Source organism: Sphingomonas sp. NPDC019816, assembly GCF_050274375.1.
In the GTDB taxonomy this organism is placed as follows: Bacteria; Pseudomonadota; Alphaproteobacteria; order Sphingomonadales; family Sphingomonadaceae; genus Sphingomonas.
The window spans coordinates 1-5,740 of sequence record NZ_JBNNOB010000179.1; the positions used below are offsets into that span (position 1 = coordinate 1).

Below are 5,740 nucleotides of genomic sequence, written 5' to 3' on the forward strand. Positions count from 1 at the left end.
TCCCCCCCCGATCCTCCCCCGGGCCGACAGCCTTACTTGGTGTCGTCGACTTCCGAGAATTCGGCGTCGACCACATCGTCCTGCTTGGCCGCACCGGCATCAGCGGCAGGCGAAGCCTCGGCCTGCTGCTGCTTCTCGTAGATGGCCTGGCCCAGCTTCATCGCGACCTGGGCGAGCGCCTGCGCCTTCTCGTTCATCGTGTCGGGGTTGCCACCCTCAACCGCCGTCTTGGCCTCGGCGATCGCCGCCTCGATCTCCGACTTCAGCGACGCGTCGACCTTGTCGCGATTGTCGGCCAGCTGACGCTCGGTGGTGTGGATCAGCGATTCGGCGTTGTTCTTGGCCTCGGCCTCGGCACGACGCTTCTTGTCCTCTTCGGCGAACTTCTCCGCGTCGCGAACCATCTGGTCGATGTCGTTGTCCGACAGGCCACCGCTAGCCTGGATGCGGATCTGCTGCTCCTTGCCGGTGCCCTTGTCCTTGGCCGAGACGTTGACGATGCCGTTGGCGTCGATGTCGAACGTGACCTCGATCTGCGGCACGCCGCGCGGTGCAGGGGGAATGCCGACCAGGTCGAACTGACCCAACAGCTTGTTGTCCTGCGCCATCTCGCGCTCGCCCTGGAAGACCCGGATCGTCACCGCGTTCTGGTTGTCATCGGCGGTCGAATAGACCTGGCTCTTCTTGGTCGGGATCGTCGTGTTGCGGTCGATCATCTTGGTCATGATGCCGCCCAGCGTCTCGATACCCAGCGACAGCGGGGTCACGTCGAGCAGCAGCACGTCCTTGACGTCGCCCTGCAGCACGCCCGCCTGGATCGCCGCACCCATGGCGACGACTTCGTCGGGGTTCACGCCGGTGTGCGGGTCCTTGCCGAAGAAGTTCTTCACGACCTCACGGACGCGCGGCATGCGGGTCATGCCGCCCACCAGCACCACATCGGCGATCTCGTCGGCCTTCATGCCCGCATCGGCTAGGGCCTTCTTGCAAGGCTCCAGCGTGCGCTGAATCAGGTCCTCGACCAGACGCTCCAGATCGGCGCGGGTGATCGTCTTGACCAGATGCTTCGGGCCGTTCTGGTCGGCGGTGATGAAGGGCAGGTTGACCTCGGTCGACTGGGCCGAGGACAGCTCGATCTTCGCCTTTTCGGCCGCTTCCTTCAGACGCTGGAGCGCCAGCTTGTCCTTGGTGAGGTCGATGCCCTCGTCCTTCTGGAAGCCCGACGCCAGGAAGTCGACGATCTTGTTGTCGAAGTCTTCGCCGCCCAGGAAGGTGTCACCGTTGGTCGCCTTCACCTCGAACACGCCGTCGCCGATCTCGAGGATCGAGATGTCGAACGTGCCGCCGCCAAGGTCATAGACCGCGATCGTCTTGCCGTCCTGCTTCTCCAGGCCATAGGCCAGAGCAGCCGCGGTCGGCTCGTTGATGATGCGCAGCACTTCGAGACCGGCGATCTGGCCGGCGTCCTTGGTCGCCTGACGCTGCGCGTCGTTGAAGTAGGCGGGAACCGTGATGACCGCCTGGGTCACCGTCTCGCCAAGATAGCTCTCAGCGGTTTCCTTCATCTTCTGCAGCGTGAAGGCCGAGATCTGCGACGGGCTGTAATCCTTACCACCCGCATTGACCCACGCGTCGCCATTGGGCCCACGCGCGATCGTGTACGGGACCAGCTCGGTGTCCTTCTTGGTGACGGGATCGTCGAAGCGACGGCCGATCAGGCGCTTCACCGCGAAGATGGTGTTGTCCGGGTTCGTTACCGCCTGGCGCTTGGCCGGCTGGCCGATCAGGCGCTCGCCGTCCTTGGCGAAGGCGACGATCGACGGCGTGGTCCGCGCGCCTTCCGCATTCTCGATCACCTTGGGCTTGCCGCCCTCCATGACAGCGACGCAGCTGTTGGTGGTGCCGAGGTCGATGCCGATCACTTTTGCCATAAGTCTCTAAATGCCCCTCAAGAACATAGTCTGGAAGTCAAATGCCGGGGTCGCCCGGTCCCGAAAGCGGCAACCCGAAAACCCCGTTCACGAGGCGGATATAGGTGGGCGTTCCGTTGCCGCAAGATTGGATGGAACCTAGGATGGCTTCGGGATTTGCCGAATTGAGAGGGTATGTCATGCGGCGCGCTGTTTTTCTGGGTCTTTGCGCACTGGCCATGGGCGCGCCGCTCGGCGGATGCGCCGAGAAGCCCGCTTTATATGCCGAGGAAGGCTGGGTACGCCTGGCCGCCGTCCCCGGCCGACCGGCCGCCGCCTATTTCATCGTCCATGGCGGCCCCAAGCCGCTCGACCTGATCTCGGTCAGCAGCGACGTGGCGATCACCAGCGAAATGCATGAGGGCGGCATGGCGATGAAGAAGGTCGACCGCGTCCCCATCCCCGCCGGCGCAACCGTGCCTTTCGCGCCGGGCGGTCGGCATGTCATGCTCTATGACATGAACCCGGGCGTGAAGCCGGGGCGCATCCTGTCGCTGCTGCTGACCTTTTCGGACGGCACCCGCCTGCGTCAGGGGGCGCGGGTGATCGCGGCGGGCGATCCGGCCCCGCAATCCTGATCGGACCATTCCGCCCATTTTTCAAAGGCTGATCGCCGCCTATCCGGGAAAACCCCGGATAGCCCATCATGGTTAAATCGCGTCAACCATCCCGTTCGCGCGTGGGGATTTCCCTGCGTTCGTCACGGGATGGGAGTTACCATGACGGTCATCAACACCAACGGCGCCGCGCTTCGTGCGATGGCTGCAACACAGCGCGCCAATACCGATCTGGCTCAGGCGATGGCGCGGCTATCCTCGGGCCAGCGGATCAACTCGGCCAAGGACGACGCCGCCGGGCTGGCGATCAGCAGTTCGATGACCGCGCAGATTCGCGGCATGACGCAGGGCATCCGCAACGCGATGGACGGCGTCTCGCTGGTCCAGACCGCCGATGGCTCGCTGACCGAGGTGTCCAACATGCTGCAACGGGTTCGCGAACTTGCGGTGCAGGCGGGGTCGGGGACGTATAGTGCAAACGATCGCGCGGCGCTCGATCTTGAAGCCAATGCCATCACGATGCAAATTTCGGAAACTCTGACCAAGGCATCCTTCAACGGAGTATCCCTGTTCGATACGGATCTCTATCGATACGGCCCGAATGATCTCCCGCCAAAGACAGGCACCTCCATCGCCATACAAGCAGGCCCATCCGGCCAGGGCGACAATATCAGCGTAGATATTCCGCCCATACCGACCTATTACAATAGACGAAATTCTGGATCTTTGACACTAACATCGATGTCAGTGTCGAGCCAGACCCACCTGATAACGTTCGATGACTACGTTGCAAAAGGCAGAGTGGCAGGCCGAAGCATTACACTTAAAGATGTTGGAAATATCGTTACTCAGAATATTGGAGATCAATGGTACGCTTCCGGTTACTCGTCTGGAGAATCATCATCATATCATAGCACTTCCGTTGATGGCAAAGAAGGCTGGTGGAGCGAACGGATGATTGGCATGACGGAAGAAATGAGCGTGGCCAATCCTTATCGGGCTGAAAACACGCTCAAGCGCGTAGATGAGCTACTTGTAAAGGTGAACAGCGCACAGGGTAAACTTGGTGCTACGGCTAGCCGGTTGCAATCCGCCGTCAACACGCTGACCAGCGGGACAACCAACCTGTCGGAAGCGCGCTCGCGGATCGCGGGCACCGATTATTCCGACGAATCCGTCAAGCTCGCCCGTGCCCAGATCCTGGCCCAGGCCTCCACCGCGATGTTGGCACAGGCCAATCAGAGCCAGAAGGACGTGCTCAAGCTGCTCGGTCAGTAAACCCGACGATATACGCCCTCGTCATTGCGAGCGCAGCGAAGCAATCCAGGGCGTCGTGATTTAACATTGGATTGCTTCGCTGCGCTCGCAATGACGGGGGGCAGGACCCCATGAAAAAGGGCGGACATTTCGGCCCGCCCTTCCGTCTCACCATTCCGACCGGATCACTCCGGCTTCTTGGCCACCGCCACCAACGCGGGGCGCAGCAGGCGGTCCTTGATCATATAGCCCGACTGCATCTCCTGCACGATCGTGCCCGGTTCCTGATCGGAGGGCATTTCAATCATCGCCTGGTGCTTGTTGGGGTCAAGCGGCTGGCCCATCGCCTCGATCTTGGTGATGCCGTGACGGCCCAGCACGCTGTCCATCTCGCGGCCCGTCGCGTCGAGGCCGGTCACCAGCCCCTTCCACTTGTCGTCGGTGCGCAGATCGGCAGGAATCGCCTGCAGCGCGCGCTGGAGATTGTCGGCGACCGACAGGACGTCGCGCGCGAAGGCGGTCGCGGCATAGTTGCGCGCGTCGGCCGCTTCCTTTTCCGCACGACGGCGGACATTCTGGTTCTCGGCCTGGGCGTAGAGATATTGTTGCTTCGCCTCGGCCAGCTGGTTCTCCAGCTCCGTGACGCGGTCCTGCACCGCCACTTCGGGCGCGGCCTCGGCCGTTTCCTCACGCAGGTCGTTCTGGGTCTCGTTGATCGTATTCTCGCTCATCATAATCCCTGTTCAGCCCATCATGCGGGCGAGCGTTGCCGCCGTGAAATCCACCATGGGCACGACGCGTGCATAGTTCAACCGCGTCGGCCCGATTACCCCGACCACACCCACTACATGTCCGTCCAAATTCCGAAACGGACGCGCAATGACCGAAGATCCCGAAAGCGCGAAAAGCTTGTTCTCCGCACCGATGAAGATGCGGGTCGAATCCCCCGCGCGCGCCGAATCGAGCAGGCTGGCAATCTCCTGCTTGCCCTCCAGATCGTCGAGCAGGTCGCGGACCCGCTCCAGATCGGCGGCGGCGGCGGCATCGATCAGCCGCCCCTGCCCGCGCACGATCAGGATCGGCCGCCGCTCGCCATCCTCGCTCCACACCGCCAGTCCCTGCTCCACCAGCGCGCGGCCCGCTCCGTCCAGTGCCGCGCGGCCCGCCGCCAGTTCGCGCTCCAGCCGCTCACGCGCCTGGCCGAGCGTGAGCCCGGCCAGCGTCGCGGACAGGTAATTGCCCGCCTCGACCAGCGCTGACGGCGTCATGCCGACGGGCAGTTCGAGCACCCGATTCTCGACCGCACCGTCCTCGGCCACCAGGACGGCCAGCGCTTGCGTCGGCGAGATCGGCACGAAGCCGATCGAGCGCAGCTTCATCTCGCGCTTGGGCACCATGACCAGGCCCGCGCAGGCCGACAAACCCGACAGCACCGCCGTCGTCGCCGCCAGCGCCTCCTCGACGGGACCGGAACGCGCAGCCCGCGCCTCAATCGCGGCGCGCTCCTCGATGCTCGGCTCCATCGCGTGCATCATGCCGTCGACGAACAGCCGCAACCCCATATCGGTCGGCATCCGCCCCGCGCTGGTATGCGGCGCCGCCAGCAGCCCACGCTCCTCCAGTTCCTGCAAAACGTTGCGGATCGAGGCGGGCGACAGATTGATTCCCGACAGCGCGATGGTCTTCGATCCGACCGGCTGTCCGCTGGTCAGATAGCTGTCGACCACCACACGAAAAATATCGCGCGCCCGGTCGGTCAGCTCGGTGATCGGAAGTGTGACCATAGGGCAAATGTAGGCATTGGACGCACGCCGCTCAACCGCGATCGGGAGACCATCTTCTTCTCTGCGCCCTCTGCGCCTTTGCGCGCAAAAAGAAGGATGGTTCACGCGGAGACGCGGAGGAAGAGCCGAACAATCTCCGCGTCTCCGCGTCTCCGCGTGAGAAATTTCGCGC

Annotated in this window: 5 protein-coding genes; 2 read left to right on the forward strand and 3 right to left on the reverse strand. The window is 63.2% G+C overall.

Annotation, left to right across the window (positions count from 1 at the left end; all coding sequences use genetic code 11):
• Window positions 1–32: 32 nt before the first annotated feature.
• Window positions 33–1,931: a molecular chaperone DnaK gene (gene dnaK / locus ACQKJZ_RS17640; RefSeq protein ID WP_427732814.1), complete on the reverse strand. Its 1,899-nt coding sequence runs from the start codon at window positions 1,929–1,931 to the stop codon at window positions 33–35.
• 179 nt (window positions 1,932–2,110) lie between these two features.
• On the opposite strand from dnaK, the gene ACQKJZ_RS17645 reads away from it, so the two are divergent.
• Entirely contained in the window at window positions 2,111–2,548 is a 438-nt protein-coding gene (locus ACQKJZ_RS17645; protein ID WP_427732816.1) for a copper chaperone PCu(A)C, read from the forward strand.
• Between the two features lie 141 nt (window positions 2,549–2,689).
• Window positions 2,690–3,805, forward strand: a complete 1,116-nt coding sequence (locus ACQKJZ_RS17650) for a flagellin (RefSeq protein ID WP_427732818.1) — start codon at window positions 2,690–2,692, stop codon at window positions 3,803–3,805.
• Between the two features lie 164 nt (window positions 3,806–3,969).
• On the opposite strand, the gene grpE is transcribed toward ACQKJZ_RS17650, so the two are convergent.
• Both grpE and hrcA read right to left on the reverse strand, forming a co-directional pair.
• Window positions 3,970–4,515 carry a nucleotide exchange factor GrpE gene (gene grpE, locus ACQKJZ_RS17655; RefSeq protein WP_427732822.1) on the reverse strand — a complete coding sequence of 182 codons (546 nt, stop codon included), beginning with the start codon at window positions 4,513–4,515 and terminating at the stop codon, window positions 3,970–3,972.
• Window positions 4,516–4,527: 12 nt separating this feature from the next.
• Entirely contained in the window at window positions 4,528–5,568 is a 1,041-nt protein-coding gene (hrcA, locus tag ACQKJZ_RS17660; protein ID WP_427732820.1) for a heat-inducible transcriptional repressor HrcA, read from the reverse strand.
• Window positions 5,569–5,740: the final 172 nt, after the last annotated feature.

Bases quoted from the DNA above. Each gene is read 5' to 3' on its own strand.
- dnaK (WP_427732814.1), bottom strand. From the start codon at position 1,931: ATGGCAAAAGTGATCGGCATCGACCTCGGCACCACCAACAGCTGCGTC.
- ACQKJZ_RS17645 (WP_427732816.1), top strand. From the start codon at position 2,111: ATGCGGCGCGCTGTTTTTCTGGGTCTTTGCGCACTGGCCATGGGCGCG.
- ACQKJZ_RS17650 (WP_427732818.1), top strand. From the start codon at position 2,690: ATGACGGTCATCAACACCAACGGCGCCGCGCTTCGTGCGATGGCTGCA.
- grpE (WP_427732822.1), bottom strand. From the start codon at position 4,515: ATGAGCGAGAATACGATCAACGAGACCCAGAACGACCTGCGTGAGGAA.
- hrcA (WP_427732820.1), bottom strand. From the start codon at position 5,568: ATGGTCACACTTCCGATCACCGAGCTGACCGACCGGGCGCGCGATATT.